This is a genomic window from Sphingobium limneticum (genome assembly GCF_008710165.1).
Taxonomy (GTDB): domain Bacteria; phylum Pseudomonadota; class Alphaproteobacteria; order Sphingomonadales; family Sphingomonadaceae; genus Sphingobium; species Sphingobium limneticum.
In genome coordinates, this window is record NZ_VYQA01000019.1 from 37,695 (window position 1) to 56,802 (window position 19,108).

The following is a 19,108-nucleotide window of genomic DNA, read 5'->3' on the forward strand; positions in this document are numbered from 1 at the left end:
ATGACGCGACAAGCCCTGTTTCTGGCTCTTCTGCTTTTGAGCAGCGCCTATGCCTTCATAAAGGGCGGCCAACCCGAACGTATCGGTGCGGCCACGCTTTTATGCGGCGCAAGCCTGACTGTGTTTGTCGCGTCGCCTTTCGGGATCCGGTTTCAGGGGGTCGAAGCCGGCATCCTGATCATCGATTTGCTGATATTGGGCATTTTCCTATGGCTTTCAATTCGGAGCACCCGCTTTTGGCCGATCTGGATCGCCGGGATGTTGGGTGCCGAAGTCGTCATTCATGTAGCGCTGATGGTTGCACCAGCTGTGGTTCCCCGTGCCTACATGCAGGCGCTGGCGGTATGGAGTTGGTTCGCCCAACTGGGCCTGATCATCGCCACCTGGCGGCACCAGATGCGATTGACGCATCTGGGTGTCGACGCGCCCTGGAAGAACTGATCGGCCTTACCTGCCCTGATCGCGCGCAGGAATTTTCGGAACGCCTCCTTGCGAGATTTGGCTCTCTTGGCGAGGCTGTCTCAGCGCGTTCGACCGCCAGGATCGAATTGCTGGATGGCTCGATCCAGGTCGAGCAAACCTTCCTCAGCTTCAGGCGTGCGATGACACGGATGCTGAGGGCCTCACTCATGCAGCGGCCCATATTATCCAGCGATCAGTCGGTGCTCGATTATTTGAGGGCGCAAATGGCCTATGACCCGATCGAGCGGTTTCGGGTTCTGTTTCTTAATGCGGGCAACGAGTTGATTGCAGACGAGGTGATGGGCGTCGGAACGGTATCGGCAGTTCAGGCCTGGCCCCGCGAAATACTGAAACGCTGCCTGGATCTGGAGGCAACAGCGATTCTCCTCGTCCATAATCATCCCTCCGGTTGCCCAACGCCGTCGAGAGCCGATCGCGACCTCACAGACAAGATCGCGTACGCCGCGCGCTGTTTCAATATCGTGCTTCACGATCATCTGATCGTTGCCCGCAACGGGACGATCAGCTTCCGAGGGGCCGGTTACCTTTAGGTCTCCGGTCTCCAGATATCCCTGTTTTGCCACGGAGCGAGAGCATCCGTGAAAAGGAGGTCGATGCGATGACTTCTGTTCCGAATGAGCAAAATCCAGATGGCCGCACCATTGTGGCCGATGATGTCCGCGCGGCGGCCTGTCGGCAGCTCATTGCTCTGGATGGGAAGCTGGAAAAGCTGGTGGGCCGCGCACTACTGTCACGCGCTTATTGGCCATCGCTGCTAGTGATCTATCTTGCGGAACTCGAAGGAAAGACCCTCTATCAAACCGGGCTGTCGATTGCGGATGGAGAGCCCGCAGTGAATGCGCATCGCAGGACTGGCAAACTTGTTGAAATGGGAATCCTTACTCGGGAACGCGACCCCGGCGATTTTCGGCGAAACAATCTCGCAATGGTACCTCAGATACGCCGCCTGCTCGACGAAGCGATCGACGCTTTGTTCTTACTGCCGGGAATGGCTGGCGATCACGAATCGTTGCAACGGTTTGCAACGAACTTGATACGCGATAATGGAATACGGTACTGTGCCTACAACGGTACCATTGCCGGAGGACCTGTCATGAACATCGTTCGAGGGAAGATCATCGCGGGTGGGCGCGTTGCGCTCCCAGCTGATATGAGGCGTACGCTTGGTCTGCAAAACGGCGATACTGTGCTGATCGAGATAAATGATGAGGCGATCCGGATACGGCCAGCCCGATCTGCCCTCCGTCGAATTCAGGATCGGCTGCGCGCCTTTGCCCCGAGTGAGGGATTGGTATCCGAGGAACTGATCGCCGAACGGCGAGCCGAGGCGTCGAGTGACTGATAGGATTTATGTGCTGGATGCGTCGGCGCTTCTCTCCTTGCTATTTCAGGAGCCGGGTGCCGCTTATGTGGAAGCGCGGCTTCCTCGTGCCTTGGTTTCAGCGGTGAATTATCATGAAGTGCTGGCGAAATTGATCGACCGCGGCGTCGAGCCGAACGAGGCGAGCGCGATGCTGGCGGAACTGGATATCGACATCATCGCTGTCGATCGGGAACAGGCGAATATTGGCGGAGCTTTCCGCGCTGTTACCCGCAGCGCTGGCTTGTCGCTTGGAGATCGCTCGTGCCTGGCTTTGGCGCAAATCCGTGGCGGCGTTGCTGTTACAGTCAATCAGGCCTGGGCCATGCTGGACATCCCAATTCAGGTCGAACATGCGCGATGATTGATAAGTATGATATGAGAACGAATTGATGAAGACGGATATCAATCATATCCCTGCCAACAAGCAGCGCGAACTCGACCATGTCGTCGAAATGCTTTTCCAGGGCTTCCGCGAAGCGACACAGGATGCCAAGGGCAGGAAAAAGTCTGCTCGCATTCTCAAGGTCATCCTTTTTGGCTCCTATGCGCGAGGCGACTGGGTTGATGCACCACTGGATGCGAATCAATTCAAATCCGATTACGACATATTGGTGATCGTCAATCAGAAGGAACTTGCAGATCGGGCCGCTTATTGGGCCGAGACCGAGCAGCGCCTCGTCGATGCCTATCTTGTCGAAAGAAGCATTCGGACGCCCGTCAATTTCATCGTGCACTCACTCCAGGAGGTAAACGACGCGCTGGCCCATGGACGCGTCCTGTTCTCGGAGATCGTCAAGGACGGTGCAATCCTTTATCAATCAGACGATCGATTGCTGGCGTCGGCAAAGCCCAAGACGCCAGAGCAGGCTTATCTCGCAGCAAAAGAATATTTCGAAGAAATGTTTCCTGCTGGCATGAGGCGTTTTAAAGGCGCTCAATTCTATACCTCTGAAGGCTATCTTCGCGACGCAGCTTACGATCTCCAGCAGGCCACGGAACGGTTGTACCAATGTGTTCTGCTGACCCTGACTTTCTATACGCCATACGACCATAATATCATCTTTCTACGATCCCTGGCCGAAGGCCTCGACAGGAAGCTTTTCGATGTCTGGCCGCGCGGTACAAAGGCCGAACGTTCCTTGTTTCAGAAGCTCAAGGAAGCCTATCGCAAAGCGCAATATTCCAAGCACTTCAAGATTTCGCTCGAGGAACTTACCTGGTTGCAGGCGCACATCCAGACGCTAGGGGAGTGCGTGCATGAAATCTGCACCAATCATATCGCCGAATTGAAAGCTGCTGCTGACCGGCTGGAGAGTTAGCCGATGGAGCAATTTCGCCCTGCAAAGGCTTGATCCGCCCTTCCTCCCTCGATAACATCGGCCTTACGGGCTGGAGTGCTGGCAGCCACCCGCAGGATTATCCTGTCAGGTATTTCGACGTTCGACATACGGGTCGGACGGCCTACCTCCAAATTCTGGAGCGTAAGGTTCACCTCACACAGCTTCTCCCTCGCCATGCGCGTGGGCCAGCACTGCCGTATCGTGAGGAACCGTGTTTTCATGCCGCCAAAAGAAATCGACCGTCCGCGTGAACTGACGGAGAATGAAACACAGGAAGGAACCGGCTTGGAATTTGTCGATGTTCGGCAAATCTATGAAGTCGAGGCGCCGCGGCTCCGCCGCTATTTCCAGGCCCGTTTGCGTTCTTCGAGCGATGACGCCGGCGACTTGGTACAGGAATCCTTTATCCGGCTTCTTGGATGCATGGCGAAGACCAGCTTGCCAAGACCGGCGGCCTATTTGCAGCGGATCGCGCGCAACCTGCTGCTGGATCGATACAAGCGGCTGGAGACGCGCCTTGCCGCTTGCCATGTGCCGATCGGCGAACAGCATGAACCTGCGGTCGCGCCGGATCAGGCGACTCGCATTGAAGTCGAAGACATGATGCGTGCTTATCGGCGTGCGCTCGGCGAGCTGCCCGACAGGACGCGAGACGTGTTTCTGCTGCACCGGGTCGACGAACTGACCTACAAGGAGATTGCCGGCAGGCTAGGCATTTCCATCCCGACCGTGCAATATCATGTCGCCCGCGCGCTTGCACATATCGATGCAGCTTTGGAACAGGAATGATGGACGATACCCAGCCGCCACGTCTTCATGGCCAGCTAAGAGAAGAAGCCGCAGACTGGTTCGCCATCATGCGCAATCCCGAGGAAGCGGACGTCAGGCGCAAGGAATTCGAAGCCTGGCTGGCCCGCGGCGCGTTGCATCGCGCCGCCTATAGCCGGATCGCCGAGACATATAGCGTCGGTAAATATCTGAAGGAGGACGAGGCAGGCGGCGGGCATGACGTGGCAGAAGCCGTTCCCGCGCCCTCGGTATCCGTCGATCAGCCCGCGACGCGATGGGGCCGGAAACGAAAGGCGCTGCTGGTTGCAGGCGTAGTTGTCGTGATGGCCTTCGGCGCGCATTGGGCGTTGGGTTCACCCGTGCTCGATGGTGCCGGAATGGCGCAGGCCCCTTCCGACGCATCGCGGGCATCCATGCCCGCACCATTGCGGCTTGCGACATCTTCGGGTGAAATCCGCACTTTCCAGCTCGACGATGGCTCGGTGGTTGCCCTGGATACAGATAGTCTTGTACTCGTGCGGTATGACGCATCCCGCCGCGATCTGCAGCTCATACGTGGACGCGGGCGTTTCACGGTTGCGCATGAAAACAGGCCGTTCACCGTACACGCCGGTCAAAGGACGGTTGTCGCGCGCGGCACGATTTTCGATGTCGCGATCAGTCCCGAGAAATTCGTTCGGGTGAGCCTCATGCGCGGTGCCGTTGACGTCGAGGGCGAGGCCCTTGGCAAAAGCCAAACAGCGATCAGACTTTCACCGGGGCAGCAAGTGGCATTGCCGGCCAAACCCATGAGCGCACCGCAAATCGAAAAAGCTGCAACAGACGATGCACGCTGGCCCGACGGCTTGCGGGACTATACCAACATCAGGCTCGGAGATTTGTTTGAAGAGGCCAATCGCTATGCGACGATTCCCATTATCGCCGCGACGCCGGAGGTGAGCGCAATTCGGGTGTCCGGTACGTTCCGCATCACCGACACGCCCCGCCTCGCCCGTAATCTGGCCGATCTGCTTGCGCTGGCGGTGATCACCGGCCCAGCCTCGATTTCCCTTGCCCGCGATTGTCCTGCCAATTCCCAGGGAAATTGCCGCCCGCCATCATAATCAACTCGTCTTCGTCGTCGTAGCTACCATGGAACCGGAAAACAGGCCGGCATGATGGGGGCAAATGATGATGAAGATCGCAATGTGGGCATTCAGTTCAGCGATGGCGATCGTGGCAGCCACCGCCCCGATACCGACCATTGCAGCGTTGAATCAGGGAGAGGAATTCCATCTCGATCGGCAGGATCTGGCGGATGCCTTGGCTTTGGTGGGCCGCTCGACCAATTATGAGATCATCTTCCAGCCTCGCTCGGTCAAAGGACGGCAGGCCCCTCCTTTGCGCGGCACCTACACGGCGATCGAGGCGGTCGAAGCCCTGATCAAAGGGACGGGCCTTGAAGCTGTCGATCAAGATGGAGCTATTCTTATCCGGGAGCGATTTTCTGAAACCACAAGTGAGAAAACCGAGGGTCGCGAAATCGGCATTATAGTGACGGGCACGCGCATTCGTGGCGGTCCATCAACTTCACCGGTTACGACTATCGGTCGCCAGGAGGCCCTGGCAGCCGGCCAGACCGATCTTGGCCAGATCATCCGCGATTTGCCGCAGAATTTCGCCGGTGGTCAAAATCCGACCCTATCCGCAGCCGGCCAAGGAGGGTTCACAAATGTATCCGGTTCATCGGCACTGAACTTGCGCGGCCTCGGACCGGATGCCTCGCTGACTTTGATAAACGGCCATCGCGTCGCCTTCGATGCCATCAGCCAGGGAATCGACATTTCATCGATCCCGCTGGCCGCGATCGAGCGGATAGACGTCGTAGCCGATGGCGCATCGGCGTTATACGGCTCGGATGCCGTCGCAGGTGTCGCCAACATAACCTTGCGACGGGACATCGACGGTGTCGTCACGTCTGCTAGGCTGGGAGCGGCGACCGATGGCGGGTCCGTCACGCAGCAGTATAACATCGTTGCAGGTTCATCGTGGCGCACCGGTGGCTTCATGGTAGCGGCAGATTATCAGGATTCTAGCCAGATCACCGCGCGTCAGCGATCCTACACCGGCAACGTCGCTCCCGACGCAACGCTGATACCCGCGCAAGACCAGATCAGTCTGGTGATGGCGGGGCATCAGGCGATCAGTGATGCGATTGGCTTCGAACTCGATGGTCATTACATGCACCGCTCCACGTCACGATGCCTGATCGCGGTCGTTGCGTCGAGCTGCTACGCGCAGGGCAGCGTCGTGGAATCGACCGCTGATAGCTGGTCATTATCCCCGGCGCTGAAAGTCGAACTGTCGGCGGATTGGAATGCCCGCCTGTCGGGAACCTACAGCAAAAGCGATACGGAAATAGTCACCAGCGTATTTTCTGCCGGCACGGAAACCTACCGCGCGCTACCCAACTACAGCAACGAATTGAAGGCGATCGAACTTGGCGCTGAAGGACCGCTCTTCTCATTGCCTGGCGGCGAAGCGAGGCTGGCGGTTGGAGCGGGCTATCGATCCAACACACTCACAATCGATTCACGTGCCGTTGTCGGCGGCATTGAGGCAGCGACCGAAGCCCTCAGCGAAACGCGGGACGTGGCTTTTGGCTATGGTGAATTATTCCTGCCCTTGGTGGCGCCCGCCAATGGCATCAGCCTCATCCGCAAGTTGAATTTGATCGGTGCCCTGCGGTATGAAGATCATGATAATATCGATCGCGTAACCACACCGAAGCTGGGCCTGCTCTATTCGCCATTCGAAAGCGTCGAATTCAAAGGGAGTTGGGGCAAGTCGTTCAAGGCTCCCAATCTGTATCAGACCGGTCAGCTGACCAACGCACAGCTCGTTCCAAGCACACGATATAATCCAGCCCCTCCGACAAATCTCCCGGTCCTCTACCTGTTTGGAGGCAATCGGGACCTCGAACCCGAACGCGCAACGACCTGGACGACCTCAGTGGCGATTACGCCGACATTTATGGACGGGTTCAAGGCTGAGATAGGGTATTTCAATATTCGTTATCGCAATCGCATAGCCTCACCCGTCGCTTCATCAGGGAGGGCCTTCCAGCCAGTCTACAGCGACTTCATACAGGCCAACCCCAGCGCATCGGACGTCCTGTCCGCGATCGACGGGATAACGGGCGTGTTTACGAACCTGACGACCGGCACTTTTGACCCCGCTGCGGTTTCAGCGATATTTCGGAATTACCTTCAGAACATCTCCGTGCAAAGACTGGAAGGTGTCGACTTCTCGGCAAGCTACCGCCGGGATCTCGGCCCCTATGGGCAATTGTCGTTGAAGGGATCGGCGAGTTATCTCGACAGTATCCGGGAGATCGCACCCGGCCTGCCATTGGTGGAGCAGGCGGGGATCATCTTCACCCTGCCGCACTGGCGTGGCCGGCTGGGTGCAAACTGGCAGCGGGACAATGTCAATCTGTCCGCCACAGGCACATATATCGGCAAAACCAAAGATAATCGCCTTTCACCCACCGTGAAGGTGGATTCCTTCACTACGCTGGATACGGTCGCCACGATCCGCAGCGGTGCCCAGCGCGGGCTATTCGCCGATGTAGAATGGCAGGTCGGAATCCAGAACCTCTTCAATGCCAGGCCGCCAAGAATTCGGGCCACTTATGCCGCTGAAGTGCAGGCGGATTCGACAAACCACTCGCTTTACGGCCGGTTCGTCAATTTCACTTTGACGAAGAAATGGTGATATGCGCCATTATCTCATTATTGTGCATCTGCTGACGGCGTCGGCTTTAGGAGGCATTGGCCAACCCGCTCTGGCGGCCGACGGTTGCGAAACGCTTCTACAGACGGATGCGATCAGCGGTGTTCCGGGCCCGGCAACCCCTGAGGCGTTAGCCAGGCTGAGGGATATTGGGCCTGCGCCCCGTCCTGATCGCACACGCCCATTGTTCACATTCTCTCCCGACCATCGCGCGGTTGCTTTTCTAGTGCATCGCGCCGATCCGGGAGAGAACCGCTATTGCACAGGCTTGGTGCTCCTCCCTCTCGCGCCAGCGGCTCGGCCGAGGCTGCTGGATATCGGCACCGAACTGATCCGGGACGAACCGGCGAGATATGGCTGGGCGGCATTCCCTATTGGCTCCCCCGCACCAGTGACGCCGCGCTGGGCGCCTGACGGACGGTGGATTGCCTATCTCAAGCGCGCAGGAGGCAGAACACAGGTCTGGCGAGCAAAGGTCACCGGTGGCGATGCGAGGCAGATAACCCGCGCTCCAGTGGATATAGATGATTTCCGTATATCGTCTGACGGGCGCGCCATAATCTATGCGGCGCGCCCTGGCCTCATCACAATGAATGCCACTATCGATCAGGAGGGACTGTCGGGATGGCGCTATGACGAGCGAGCATTTCCTGTCCGCGGCGCTCGGCCGCAAACACCAAACCCGGAGCGCCATTATGTCACGATCGAGATAAGCAGTGGTATCGAGCGCCCTGCTTCTCCTGGCGAGATCAGCATCTTTATGCCGTCCGCCTCCGCCGCCGCCGATAAGATCGGTTATTCGTTAGGGCCTTCGAGTTGGAGCGCCTATGCGGAACCAGTCAACAGGTCGGTATATCCACCAGATTACCGAGTGGTCGTTGAAATGGGCACGGGCCGTCGCCTAGTCTGCCCGGCAGACCTGTGCCGAACGGACAGATCGGTTTCTTTTTGGTGGTCGGGTGACGGCAAACAGCTTCGCTTTGCGCGCAAGGAAGGCTGGGCGAACAGCCTGACGGCAATTTACGAATGGCGACCGGGCAGTCGCACGGTGCGGCGTCTATATCTGACGAGCGACGATCTGGTTGAATGCCAGCCATTGGGCAATGACCTTCTCTGTTTGCGCGAGCAATCACTCGCGCCGAGACATTTTGTGATGCTGGGGCTGGATCGCACGAAAGAGCAGAAGATTTTCGATCCAAATCCAGAGTTTGCGTCGCTGATCCTGGGGGCAGCCGAGCGTCTGAATTGGCGGAACGGCTTTGGCGTCCCCTTTTATGGTGATCTGGTTTATCCGGTCGGCTTCAAGACCGGACAACGATATCCGCTTGTCATTGTTCAGTATCGAACCAGGGGATTCCTGCGCGGCGGGATCGGCGACGAAGTTCCGATCCAGGCATTTGCCAATCGGGGATATTTCGTGCTGGTCGTCGACAATCTGACTTATGAGGATATCGTCGGCAAACAGAAGTCAGCCGGTGCTCTAACGGCGGCATTCAATCGTGATTTTGCAGGACGCCGAAACATAGTCTCGGCGATCGAGGCCGCGACGCGATCTTTGATCGACCGTGGGTTCGTCGATCCGAAACGGATCGGCATCACTGGCTTGAGCGATGGATGCACAACGGTGCAGTTCGCAGCCATTCACAGTATGCTTTTCTCCGCTGGTTCGGTGTCGGGGTGCGGATGGGAACCCGTGCAGGATGCGTTTTTGGGGCCAATCGTTGCACAAAGCTATCATGATGGAGGATGGCCTCGCCTGGCGGACATGGATACCAACTTCTGGTCTCAAATATCGGTGATGGCACAACCAGGACGCGTACGGTTCCCGATGCTGTTTCAGGCCGCAGACAACGAATATTTAGCGATGGTCGCAAGCCATACGGCTCTGACGCAGGCAAATATTCCAAGTGAACTCTATATCTTTCCGGATGAGGATCACATCAAATGGCAACCAGCCCACCGACTTGCGGTATATCGCCGCAATCTTGCCTGGTTCGATTTTTGGTTGAACGATCAAAGACCCACGGACACCGAAGGTCACAGTGATGTGCTTCGCTGGGAGGAGATGCGCAAAAAATACATTCGACATTGAAGTCTTGGAACGAAACAAGCGTTTCTGAGGGTCAAGTCCGTCAACATCTTATCGCGCAGACCAAGAATTGGTCCATGCTTCGGTATCCAGCAGCGCCATCACCCGAGGGCAATCAAGCAACTCAAACTTTGCATTCGGTGCCATTACGCGTTCGACGGCCGCCCGATCAAGCAACCCGTGGCGGGCGAGATTTCCTTCCAGAAGGCGTTCGCTTATTGCGGCACGGTGACGAGCGATAAATCTCGCGACAAAGCCATCCGGGCTGCCCTTTCCGGATCGACCAGAGACAGGGGCAGGCAAGACGTCAGCAAATGCGCGCCGAGCAACAGCGCGGTCGATGCCTCCTTCGCACGCCCACCACGAGGGAACGCCCAGGCAGAATTCGATGACCGGTTGGGATAATAGCGGACTGATCATCGGTACCGCCAAGGCCTTATCTCGATGCTCAATGTGATGCAGAGCACGCAAGATCATCGCTACATGACCCTTTTTCCCCAGCGGTACCGTGGCCGGGGAATTCCGCCAGGGATGTTCTGGCAGAAGGCCGCGCTCGCTCTCCACAAATTCCCGACTGAGATAGTCTCCCGCACCGTTCCACTGAAGCCCTGTCGTCCTTGGGGAAATTCTAACAGCTTCGGCTACCACCTCCCAAATATTCGCGCCGGTGATACGGCAAATATCGCGCGCGGTGGAGACCAAATCCAACGACCATCCCTCAGTCCTTAGCCGATCAAGCAAAGGTCGAACCGAATGCGTAAGATAGAAAACATTGTCTCCTCCAGCACCCACGAAAAATGCGGCAGCTTGAGAAGTTGCGGCCGCGGCTCTCACTCTCTTGTTATAGGTCTGTTCGTGCGCTTTCCCTGAAGGGATGGGAAAGCCTGCAGCAACTGATTTATCCAGATCGATATCGTCGTTTGAATAGAAGTCTTCGATAAGTTCGGCATCAATGGCCCCACTGACATACCGGGCGTATGACCTCTCGTCGCCAACCGGATCGTCAGTAGCCAAGGTCAAACACGTAACCTTGGCGCTGCTTCTAGCCAGGCAAGCAGTCACAATGGATGAGTCCAGTCCTCCCGATAGACCAACCAGCGTGCGCGGAAAACAGGACGCCCACGCGCTTATGCAAGCCTGGACAACGCGCCCCAGCCCTTCGCTACGTTTCTTCCGATCGTCATCTCCGTCATAAGCGGTATAGTTCCAAGGACTCCAGTTTTCTGCCCTGTTTATCTCGCGTCCCTCTAGGATCAGCGAACATCCACCCAAAAGCTGCGATACACCGGAAAGTGCTGTTTCTTCTGGTGGCAACTGGTGCCAATAGAGCGTCCTTCCCACTCCATTCCAATTGACTGAAGGCGTGAACAGCCCCGTGTCGATCAAGAGAGAGATGTCCGACGTGAGCGCAGCGATCCCGCTCAATGATAGATAGTAGCAAGGCATTCCGCCGGATGGGTCGCGTAGTATCGTTACACGATTAGAAATTGAAATTGCCGCAACATAGCTGCCCCAATAGTGTTCGATCAGAGATTGGACCGGATCAGGCGCAAATCGAGCGGCATCATCAGACTTTAGCTCGCAAACCTGCTCAGGATATCCGTGACGGCGAAACAGCTTGCCTATGATCACGCCATTCCCTTGGGGTAAGAGTAGAACATCGAGTAGTTGATCCGAGAACAGAATAATTCGGCCATGCCGCCAGACGAGAGGTAGCTGGGTTAGAGTCGCGATGTGCTGGATATGCTCTTGGTGCCCTTCATCTTCAGCAAGAATGAGCAGGAGGTAGCGGTGCTTCATCACGCCACCATTATCGGCAAGAACATTCTCGCACGGTCCGGCTTTTCGTTGAGTATCGTGCTTCCTTTCTGTACCCAGCAATGGGCTGCGAAGGGATCTGCCTGAACGCCGATCACCAACATTGTCGGCAACCCCTGCCTGCGGCAAGTGACCGCGAGTGCCAGCGATCGCGACAGGCAACGGTCATGGCTACCAACGATCAGATCGGCATATTCGAATGAGCGGGCGATTTGCGCCAGCTTCACATTGTGTAACTCCGAAGACCCTTTATCCACATGATCGGCCAATTCGCCAAGTTGTTCGATCATCCGGGCAAAGGGCCAACGCTTGGCTCGCCTCAACCACAATAAACGAGACCATATTGCCCCGATGACGGATGTGAGCGGCGGGTGCGCGTGACCAACATCGATTTGCGTGGTTGGTGGAGTGACTTTTGCGGAAATCGTCAGTTCGGGGTCAGGTCGCTGAGGCAGCGTAACGAAAATGCCTTCATTTATCAGCTTCTGGAGGTGATCGAGATCGTCATCAGCAGGCTGCGCACCAGATGCCCAACGCGAAAAGCTTTCATGGAAATGTGGCGGCAATGAAAAATAGCGACCGATCGCAAGGTCCAGCAGGATCACGCGATCCACCGATATGCAAAAGCTCAAGCCAGGCCGAAGACCGAAATACATGACCTATTTCCTCCGAACAGCGAAAAGCACGCGGGCTGGTATGGCCCGCGTGCCCGGCATTTCAGTCGTCCGAGAGTCCAGGGACGAGCTGCTGACCGCCGATCCCGTCGCTGTTGTCGAAACCGGGTCCCTTGGTTTCTTCCGCGACGGAGCCGAGGTCGATCAGCTCGGATCCAACATGTTCTTCGCGATTCATAATAGCCTCCATTCTGAAATCAGCTGCACCATTGCAGCCAGATTGATTTTATGATGAAGAATGGAGAATGACCGAACTTATAAGGTATCGGGCATGTAGCTATTGCGTACTTGCGCGCATTTCCGCTATTTTTATGTCAATGCGGGAGCATAGCTTGCTGATTTTATTGTTCATCCTAGCGGCCAAAGTGAATCGGATATCTTTTCAGCACGACGCATCCGCCGGCGGTGATAGGCACGTAGAACCGAAAAACGGTTCAGACCTGAACCACAATTGATCGCCGCCGTAATCTGCTGCAACTCCATATCAAGATTGTCCATAACAAGATGCTCCCGGAGTCGTATGGCTTGAAGACGATCGTTGGCGGCGTGGAGGGAGCGGGCATGTTCACGATTAATGGCTTGATCAGCCAGCGCTCTGAACAATCCTGTGGCGGCTCGCGCGACTTTCTCCCCGCCAACAATATCCTGCATAACCAATGACTTCGGTGTCAAAAGCTCGGTCGGCATCTGCACCTTGATAAGGTGACGCACGAGATGGTCGTGCCAGCTGTAGAGATCCCGGACCGCGGCAGGCGTTGCGATCGGAACCCTAAATCCACCACCGGTGCCGATTTCGAGAAGATGTTCACCCACAAGACGCTGCGCTGCGTCTCTGATCGGCGATATGGATACACCATATTCGATCGCGACAGCGCGTTCGATAATCGTCCCTCCAGGCGAGAACCGTCCCGACAGAATATCGGTCTTCAAAAGGAGATAGGCGCGATCCGCCGCGACTGGTTCGGGAGACATGTCTGCCCCACCAGAGCCTAGCGGCTCCCTCCCAGCAAGGATCGCTGGGTGATCCGCGTAAGGATAGCAGACTGATGCCGTGCTACGACCTCAAGCATCTCACGCTCAAGATCCCAAAGATCGTCATGCATCAAAAGTTCTCTGGGTATCGGCATATCATGCTCCACGGCCAGTAAAGGAATGAACAAATGCAGTGTCGTCATGCGCAGCGCGTGCGCGCAGCGGATATGATCCTCAATCATCGAAGTTTCGACGCCTGCTTCGATTTCGCGGACCCAGCGTTCACTGCGCCCGATACCGCGCGCCATGTGCCGTTGCGTGATACGGTCCCGGCGGCGGCGGCGTTCGATGAGCTTTCCGGAAAGCTCCTTGATCAACGACAGGGCCTCACTACCCGTCATTTTCGGACTTTGAAGCGTCATCTGCAGGTCTCCCCGGCAGCGGCTCAAAACTCCAACCACATCGCTGTAACGGTTTTTGTTGTAAATTAATCCGTTGGTCAACGGATATTGGTATCGTGAGCGAGAGTAAGTTTGCATCGCAGATCAGTAATACTGTCATCTGCGATAGTGTTTTATGACCTATCTCGCTGAACGCTTAATCTTGTCGAGCATGACGTGATAGCTTCTCAATATGTGAACATCTTCAGCGTCCCGCATATGCAGGAGGGCCGCTAGAAAAATTTTCCAGACTTGGGGTGATGAATAGATGACACCCGCAGTTTCGATCTCGGCTGCGATCGAGTGCACGAGATCCGATAAGATGCGGGATGTTCCGACATGACGGATTTTACGACCTCCCAACTGGTGCAGTTCGGGATCGAGCAACGCGTTTGCCATTTCCCCCCCTGGGCAAAGATGCAGCAGGTGGACGGCGACGAACAGGGTCGAACCATAGGACAACAGATCCCCGACCAAATGACATAGCCGGCAATGATCATCCAGGAAAAGTTGCATTCCTGCGTCGGACAGTTGGAGCTTATATGCTCTGGATGCCTGATGCGCCATTATCGCCCTCCATCTGACTTGGCAAAAAACATGCTTGTCTTGTCCATTCCCATGCATGCCGGTTGATTCGGCTAAAGTAGAACCCGAACGGCCATGGGAACAAAGCAGGAAACCGGAAATGTAATTCCGGTTTCCGGCAGTGTGGCTCCGATCATCGGCACTTCATTACCTCAAACCGGAACGGCAGTTCCTCCTGCCTTGCGACCCGGCTGGTCCTGCTGTCACTCAGGCCGGGTTGAAACGACAAGGCCGTCAAAGCTTGGCGCGGGACCAGATCATCAAGTGGTTCTCAAGGCCAGAAGCTCGACTACTACTCAGGAGACTTGCGCCCATGGACAGAACGCTATCGGTAGGTGTCGGCTTGCTCGTCGGCTTTGCGGGAACGATTATGTTCTCGACCCCCAGCATTGCGCAAGAGGCGACTGCGGTTACTTCTCCTGTGGCTTTGGGAGAAGCCGCAAAGATTGCGCAAGCGCAGCTTCACCAGACCTTCACCAATCTGCGCTTCGAAGAATTTGGTCCCGCGCCCGTCGAGGGCCCCATCTATCAGGCGACCGCTGGCGGCCGGATCATCTATTATGCGCCGCAAAGTGAGCATCTTTTGTTCGCCACGGTCTACGACCGCAACGGCGTCAACCTGACCGCGCTGGCGCAGGAACAGGGTGCCACGCGCCGTGTCAAAGCCATCGACCCTGCCAAGGCATTGGCGATCGGCCCTGCAGATGCGCCCACGGTCATCGAATTCACCGACCCCGACTGTCCCTACTGCCAGGCGCTCGATCGCTTCTGGAGCGCCAAGGCAGCAGAGGGCAAGCGGGTAAGGCGTCTTATCTTCTTCGTGAGCGGCATCCACCCGACCGCGGCCGCCAAGGCCGAGCATATCCTATGCTCGGCAGATCGCGAGGCAGCCTTCCGGGCGGCCTATTCCGGCCAGACACCGCCTGTCCTGCGTCAGTGCGCGGAGGGCCGTGCCAAGGTTGCGGAGGATGCCGAGCTGGTCGCCAAAGTGGGCGTTTCAGGAACGCCGACGCTGATCGCGGATGGCAAGCGCATCTCGGGCTTTCAGCAGGCCGAACTCGAAGCGTTCCTCGATCGGCACGCAAAACCTGCGCTTACAAAGGCACCGTCCGATGCGCGGCGCTGAACGAGCGCGCGCCATCGCGACTACACACAATCTCTTGGCGGAGGGCATCCGGCCTGGCCCCAACTGGCCTGCGCGGATGAACCAGGATGCCGGCGGCGGCGGGCTCATGGAGCCGTCCACCGACGCCCCGGCCGACACCGATCTTCCTTCGATGCCGGCAGGCTTTGGTTGGACGGCTCTTTTTTGGAGCAATGCTATGATGCACAAATTTGGCAACAAGGTCCTGGCGGTGGCCAATGTCGGCCTCCCTTTAGGCGCGATGGCCCTGGTCGGTGGCCCGGTTCATGCCTTCTCGGCGCCCGCCCAGGGCGATCTTGGTTACGACATATACGATATCGTCGTGAACCAGGGCGTGAAAGGTCCGATGGGATTTGTGGGCGGCGTCGCCGCCTTCCTGTTCGGCGTCTCGCGCCTTTTCTCGAATATCATGATCGGCATCCCGACCATCGTCGCGGCCGTCTGCCTCATCAAGGCGGACTCCATTCTCCAGACCTTCGGGATGGTCATCTGAGACGCGAAGGTGGGGCAGGCACCTGGCTGACCAGGCGCTTCCCCCACCGGCAACAGGCTGGGGACCGATGGTCGGTTCCTGGAGAATGATACCTTCGAAGGTATCATGAAGCCAAGAGGAGAAGGGCAGATGGACGAACGCCTTCCGCAATATCTGCATCGGCCCGTCCAGATCCTTTGGTTTGGATCTGACGAGTTTCTGCTCGCGACCTCGAGCATTTTCGTGGCCGCGATCGTGGGCGGACTTGTCGGCTGGGCGCTCATCGCTGCCCTTCTCCTTTTCATTCCGTGGAAGCGGACCAAGCCCAAGGGCTATCTCCCCCATCTCGCCTGGCGCTGGGGTCTTGTTTCCTTTCCTTATTATCCGGGTCCTACCCAGACCCGCTTCTTCGAGTGAGCGCCATGGGCATGTTCGGGCACAAAAAGACAAAGGAGGATCCGCTGCTGGGCAAACCGGCGAGCTACGGCATCCATCGCTACCTGCAGGGCTCGGCCAACCTGTTCGAGGAGAACCGCCTGCTCAAGGTCGCCATTGCGGGCATGTTCGGCGTCACCGCCGTGCTGGGCGTGGTCATCTACACGACCAACCAGAATGCCCGGACCGTGATCGTCCCGTTCGGAGCCACCGGCGATCTTCACGTTTCAGGCAATACACCGTCCGAAGCCTATATCGTCGCCATGACGCGCAACATCGTCGCGCTGTCGGGTACCTGGTCGGCTTATTCGGCCGACCGGCAGTTCGAGGAGTTGTTGGGGCTCGTCCACCCCTCCGCCTATGGCGCGATGCGCGACAGTCTCAATGCCATACTCGACGAACTGGCGAACAACCCGACGCTGTCGATCGCCACCTATGTCCGCAACGATCAGCCGGTCCGCTGGACCGCCCATGAGATCGTCGTCCCGGTCGAGAAGGTCCGTGTCATCGGCGGCGTAATCCGCAAATTCCGGGGCATTTTACGCATCGGCTACGGCATCGAAAATGGCCGTTTCTGGCTGACGCGTCTTTCCGAGGAGCAGTTCGATGTCGAAACACGCTAATCAGCGCATGGGAGCATGCGCCGCCGTTTCCGGGCTCATGCTGCTGGCGATCCCGGCCTCAGGCCAGACGCTCCATGCGCTGCCCGATCAGACCAGTCGGATCCGTCTCTCCAACCGCGACATCAACCATGTCGTATGCGAGGGCGGCGAGATCGAGGATATCAAATTCTCGGCCGAAAAAGGTCTTGCCGTCGAGAAAGGCGGATCGGACGCCTGGATCAAGTTCCTTGCCCGCGAGATTGACGATGCAGGGCAAGTGACGCGCAGCTATGTGACGCAGCCTTCCGAATTCTTTGTCAATTGCAACGGCGCGACCTACCCGCTTTATGCCGAACCGGCGGAAATTCCCGCGCAAACGGTGATCCTCGTGCCGGGCGCACGCCAGCGTGCCCAGGCCAATAGCGCCTTGATGGCTGCGCTGGCCGATGAAGATCGCGCCGTCTCCATCACCATGGCCCTGCTCGACGATCGCATCCCTGCCTCGTTCAGCGAGGTCGCGCCGTCGGGTGACGCCGTCAGCATTCCAGCGCTGCCGGGCCTCTCGATAACCGAACAACGCCGTATCGCCGTCGAGGGGGCCGGTCTCTCGGCCTCGCAATATCTTGTGCGAACCACGACGGCGGTGACGCTGGATGAGCGCCAGCTCGTCGATCCCGCCCTTGGGGCAGGCATTTTCTCAATCACGCTCGACCGGGTCCGCCTCGATGCGGACGAAACGGCCCGACTAGTCGTGGTCCACCGGGGAGCCGGGCAATGAGCGGCGACAAGAACAAAGACGCAGCGGAGACGCCGGAAGGCCTGTCGCCCTATCAAGCCCATCTTGCCGCCCAGAGCGCCGAACCGAAGGAGGACGCCGCTCGCCGTCCGTCTCCAGCTTTGCTCGACCTTAAGGCGCAGTGGGCCAAAATGTCGGCGCGGCAGAAACTGCGCGCGCGCCAGCTCGCCGTCGGTGTCGCTGTCGGTGCGCTCGGGATCGGCCTTTACGCGGCATCGGGCAGCAAGGAAGACGTCAAGCCCGCAGATCCCGCCGCATCACTCAACATGGGCGCGGGGCTGCGCGGCGACAGTCTTGAAGTCAAACTGCGTGGGGATTTGAAAAGGGTTCTCGATGGCCAGCAGCTGCTGGGCGACCGGGTCAGTGCGATCGAGGAAGGTAAGGTCATTCCCGGATCAGGTGTCCCGGGAACTGAGGGCAGTCAGACCATGGATGGCGACCTGCCCCCCGCCCTGCCGGACAACGTTCCAGCCCTGCCCTACCCGCCCGACACCGGCGACATCAGCGCGGATGCCGACAGGCTGCCTGCGCCGCCCACCGGGCCGGTTGCGCCGCCTGCCCCGCCTGCGCCTCCGGTCGAAAAAACGGTCGGCGCGATCGGCTCGGCTGCCGGTCCGGTCATGGCCCAGGGCGCGACCGACAATGCCGCATCGTCCAAAAAAAAGAATCGGACGATCTATTTACCGCCTGGTTTCATGAAGGCGCGGCTTCTGACCGGGATCGACGCGCTGGCGAGCCGGGACGCGACCAGTAATCCTGAACCCATCATCGCCAGGGTGCAGGCGCCCGCGGTCCTGCCCAATGAGGTGAAGGCCAATCTAGCTGGCTGCTTTGTGGTCGGCAACGCCACCGGGAGTCTTGCCAAGGAGCGGGTCGAGGTCCAGCTCGTGTCGCTGTCCTGCGTGGATTTCGACGAGCATTCGATCGTCGATCAACCGGTCAAGGGCTTCTTCGTCGATACCGACGGCAAGAAGGGTCTGTCGGGCAAGGTGGTGACGCGCGCCGGGGCGACGCTGGCGCGCGCCTTCATCGCCGGGACCATCAGCGGCATCTCGCAGTCAGTCGAAAGCACGTTCGGCAATACTTCGACCTCAGCGCTAGGAACGGTGCGCACGCTCGATGCCGGCGATGCTGCAAAGACGGGCATTGCCGGTGGGCTCTCCAAATCCTCCGACAAGCTCACCGACTTCTATCTCGATCTCGCCCGCCAGGCTGGTCCCATCGTCGAGGTGGGCGCCGCCAAGGATGTGGTCGTGGTCATCCAGGAGGGTGCCACCCTCGAAATCAAACCCGGCGCGGGAGCCACATTCTGATGTCCGCGCCCATGGGAGA

21 protein-coding genes are annotated in these 19,108 nt (G+C 58.0%); 16 read left to right on the plus strand and 5 right to left on the minus strand.

The window, feature by feature from the left end:
• The 9 genes from F4U95_RS20095 to F4U95_RS20135 all read left to right on the plus strand — a co-directional run bounded on the left by F4U95_RS20095 (position 1) and on the right by F4U95_RS20135 (position 9,841).
• The gene (locus F4U95_RS20095; protein ID WP_120252724.1) at positions 1 to 441 is read left to right on the plus strand and encodes a hypothetical protein; all 441 of its coding nucleotides are present in this window, start codon (positions 1 to 3) and stop codon (positions 439 to 441) included.
• Positions 345 to 1,013: a JAB domain-containing protein gene (locus F4U95_RS20100; RefSeq protein ID WP_120252723.1), complete on the plus strand. Its 669-nt coding sequence runs from the start codon at positions 345 to 347 to the stop codon at positions 1,011 to 1,013. Before F4U95_RS20095 ends, F4U95_RS20100 begins: the two co-directional genes overlap by 97 nt.
• Positions 1,014 to 1,081: 68 nt before the next feature.
• On the plus strand, positions 1,082 to 1,825 hold the full coding sequence (locus F4U95_RS24955; protein ID WP_197716484.1) for an AbrB/MazE/SpoVT family DNA-binding domain-containing protein: 744 nt from the start codon (positions 1,082 to 1,084) through the stop codon (positions 1,823 to 1,825).
• 10 nt (positions 1,826 to 1,835) lie between these two features.
• On the plus strand, positions 1,836 to 2,207 hold the full coding sequence (locus F4U95_RS20110) for a type II toxin-antitoxin system VapC family toxin (RefSeq protein WP_232016546.1): 372 nt from the start codon (positions 1,836 to 1,838) through the stop codon (positions 2,205 to 2,207).
• Positions 2,208 to 2,235: 28 nt separating this feature from the next.
• Positions 2,236 to 3,165 carry a nucleotidyltransferase and HEPN domain-containing protein gene (locus F4U95_RS20115; protein ID WP_120252722.1) on the plus strand — a complete coding sequence of 310 codons (930 nt, stop codon included), beginning with the start codon at positions 2,236 to 2,238 and terminating at the stop codon, positions 3,163 to 3,165.
• Between the two features lie 75 nt (positions 3,166 to 3,240).
• Positions 3,241 to 3,975 carry an RNA polymerase sigma factor gene (locus tag F4U95_RS20120; RefSeq protein ID WP_246171663.1) on the plus strand — a complete coding sequence of 245 codons (735 nt, stop codon included), beginning with the start codon at positions 3,241 to 3,243 and terminating at the stop codon, positions 3,973 to 3,975.
• Entirely contained in the window at positions 3,972 to 5,078 is a 1,107-nt protein-coding gene (locus F4U95_RS20125) for a FecR family protein (protein WP_120252721.1), read from the plus strand. Before F4U95_RS20120 ends, F4U95_RS20125 begins: the two co-directional genes overlap by 4 nt.
• A gap of 64 nt (positions 5,079 to 5,142) precedes the next feature.
• The gene (locus F4U95_RS20130) at positions 5,143 to 7,731 is read left to right on the plus strand and encodes a TonB-dependent receptor (protein WP_088189782.1); all 2,589 of its coding nucleotides are present in this window, start codon (positions 5,143 to 5,145) and stop codon (positions 7,729 to 7,731) included.
• A gap of 1 nt (position 7,732) precedes the next feature.
• Positions 7,733 to 9,841 carry an Atxe2 family lasso peptide isopeptidase gene (locus F4U95_RS20135; protein ID WP_120252720.1) on the plus strand — a complete coding sequence of 703 codons (2,109 nt, stop codon included), beginning with the start codon at positions 7,733 to 7,735 and terminating at the stop codon, positions 9,839 to 9,841.
• Between the two features lie 48 nt (positions 9,842 to 9,889).
• Here the strand turns inward: F4U95_RS20135 and F4U95_RS20140 are convergent, their stop codons facing one another.
• On the minus strand, positions 9,890 to 11,638 hold the full coding sequence (locus F4U95_RS20140; RefSeq protein ID WP_120252719.1) for an asparagine synthase-related protein: 1,749 nt from the start codon (positions 11,636 to 11,638) through the stop codon (positions 9,890 to 9,892).
• Positions 11,638 to 12,312: a lasso peptide biosynthesis B2 protein gene (locus tag F4U95_RS20145; RefSeq protein ID WP_088189779.1), complete on the minus strand. Its 675-nt coding sequence runs from the start codon at positions 12,310 to 12,312 to the stop codon at positions 11,638 to 11,640. The genes F4U95_RS20140 and F4U95_RS20145 overlap by 1 nt, the downstream gene beginning before the upstream one ends.
• Between F4U95_RS20145 and F4U95_RS25180 the strand changes: the two genes are divergently transcribed.
• Complete coding sequence (locus F4U95_RS25180) at positions 12,311 to 12,562, plus strand: hypothetical protein (protein WP_246171664.1); 252 nt, start codon at positions 12,311 to 12,313, stop codon at positions 12,560 to 12,562. The two genes, F4U95_RS20145 and F4U95_RS25180, sit on opposite strands and share 2 nt — an antisense overlap.
• Before the next feature lie 116 nt (positions 12,563 to 12,678).
• Here F4U95_RS25180 and F4U95_RS20155 read toward each other — a convergent pair whose 3' ends face one another.
• The 3 genes from F4U95_RS20155 to F4U95_RS20165 all read right to left on the minus strand — a co-directional run bounded on the left by F4U95_RS20155 (position 12,679) and on the right by F4U95_RS20165 (position 14,309).
• Positions 12,679 to 13,302 carry a GntR family transcriptional regulator gene (locus F4U95_RS20155; RefSeq protein WP_120252717.1) on the minus strand — a complete coding sequence of 208 codons (624 nt, stop codon included), beginning with the start codon at positions 13,300 to 13,302 and terminating at the stop codon, positions 12,679 to 12,681.
• 17 nt (positions 13,303 to 13,319) lie between these two features.
• Positions 13,320 to 13,805 (minus strand): transcriptional regulator, encoded by a 486-nt coding sequence (locus F4U95_RS20160; protein WP_140419419.1) that lies wholly within the window; start codon positions 13,803 to 13,805, stop codon positions 13,320 to 13,322.
• A gap of 78 nt (positions 13,806 to 13,883) precedes the next feature.
• Positions 13,884 to 14,309, minus strand: coding sequence for a hypothetical protein (locus tag F4U95_RS20165; RefSeq protein ID WP_088189776.1), 426 nt, complete (start codon positions 14,307 to 14,309; stop codon positions 13,884 to 13,886).
• 388 nt (positions 14,310 to 14,697) lie between these two features.
• On the opposite strand from F4U95_RS20165, the gene F4U95_RS20170 reads away from it, so the two are divergent.
• The 6 genes from F4U95_RS20170 to F4U95_RS20195 all read left to right on the plus strand — a co-directional run bounded on the left by F4U95_RS20170 (position 14,698) and on the right by F4U95_RS20195 (position 19,089).
• The gene (locus F4U95_RS20170; protein ID WP_425505082.1) at positions 14,698 to 15,453 is read left to right on the plus strand and encodes a DsbC family protein; all 756 of its coding nucleotides are present in this window, start codon (positions 14,698 to 14,700) and stop codon (positions 15,451 to 15,453) included.
• Between the two features lie 196 nt (positions 15,454 to 15,649).
• Positions 15,650 to 15,964: a hypothetical protein gene (locus tag F4U95_RS25185; protein WP_026149605.1), complete on the plus strand. Its 315-nt coding sequence runs from the start codon at positions 15,650 to 15,652 to the stop codon at positions 15,962 to 15,964.
• Positions 15,965 to 16,093: 129 nt separating this feature from the next.
• Positions 16,094 to 16,360: a type IV conjugative transfer system protein TraL gene (locus tag F4U95_RS20180; protein WP_150426796.1), complete on the plus strand. Its 267-nt coding sequence runs from the start codon at positions 16,094 to 16,096 to the stop codon at positions 16,358 to 16,360.
• An 11-nt stretch (positions 16,361 to 16,371) separates the two neighbouring features.
• Complete coding sequence (locus F4U95_RS20185; RefSeq protein ID WP_425505081.1) at positions 16,372 to 17,001, plus strand: TraE/TraK family type IV conjugative transfer system protein; 630 nt, start codon at positions 16,372 to 16,374, stop codon at positions 16,999 to 17,001.
• A gap of 37 nt (positions 17,002 to 17,038) precedes the next feature.
• Positions 17,039 to 17,758, plus strand: a complete 720-nt coding sequence (locus tag F4U95_RS20190; protein ID WP_120252714.1) for a type-F conjugative transfer system secretin TraK — start codon at positions 17,039 to 17,041, stop codon at positions 17,756 to 17,758.
• On the plus strand, positions 17,755 to 19,089 hold the full coding sequence (locus F4U95_RS20195) for a TraB/VirB10 family protein (protein WP_120252713.1): 1,335 nt from the start codon (positions 17,755 to 17,757) through the stop codon (positions 19,087 to 19,089). The genes F4U95_RS20190 and F4U95_RS20195 overlap by 4 nt, the downstream gene beginning before the upstream one ends.
• Positions 19,090 to 19,108 lie beyond the last annotated feature (19 nt).